1 protein-coding gene is annotated in these 644 nt (G+C 47.5%); it reads right to left on the bottom strand.

Going from position 1 to position 644, the window contains the following annotated elements; all coding sequences use genetic code 11:
* Positions 1-85: 85 nt before the first annotated feature.
* On the bottom strand, positions 86-644 hold a 559-nt coding region (gene istB, locus QZF50_RS23685; protein WP_089569484.1), incomplete at its 5' end, for an IS21-like element ISEc12 family helper ATPase IstB.

The raw sequence follows: 644 nt of genomic DNA, 5'->3' as shown, positions 1-644 counted from the left end.
TGCGTATTACCGTGAAGGAGATCGGTGAGTAACATCGATGGAGATCGGTTCGTGTCACTTTCACAGAACCGTTTTTAAATTACCTTCACTGATCTCCTTCGGTCAACGGAGATTGTATTTTCCGCATTGATTCTCCTTTAAGTTCGATCTTGATACTGCCATGAACCAGTCGATCTAGGATGGCATCCGCATGTGTGGAGTCTCCGATCATTTTGTACCAGTTTTCCACCGGCAACTGGCTCACTACGATGATTGAGCCTCGTTGGTACATCAGATCCACTATTTCCAGCAGGTCGCTACGCTGTTCTGATGAGAGAGGTTCCAGCCCCCAGTCATCCAGAAGCAGCAGATCGCTATTATTCAGCCTGGTCAAAAGTTTGCTGTATCTTCCATCAGCATGCCCCTGATAGCACTGTTCCATCAGCGCTTTAAGGCGATAATAGTAGACCTTGTATCCCTGTCGGCAGGCATTATGACCAAGTGCACATGCCAGGAACGTTTTACCGCTGCCGGTGGCCCCAGTCAGTAAAATATTTTGTTTCAGGGTTAACCAGTTTCCCTGACTGAGTGAACGGATGAGGGCCCTGTCCAGCCCTCTATTGTTACGATAATCCAGCTTTGATAACTCAGCATTAAGTCTGAAC

The sequence above is a fragment of the uncultured Escherichia sp. genome (assembly GCF_948475835.1).
Taxonomy (GTDB): domain Bacteria; phylum Pseudomonadota; class Gammaproteobacteria; order Enterobacterales; family Enterobacteriaceae; genus ECMA0423.
The sequence above is the reverse complement of the archived record's forward strand: the minus strand, read 5'-3'. Positions and strand labels throughout refer to the sequence as shown.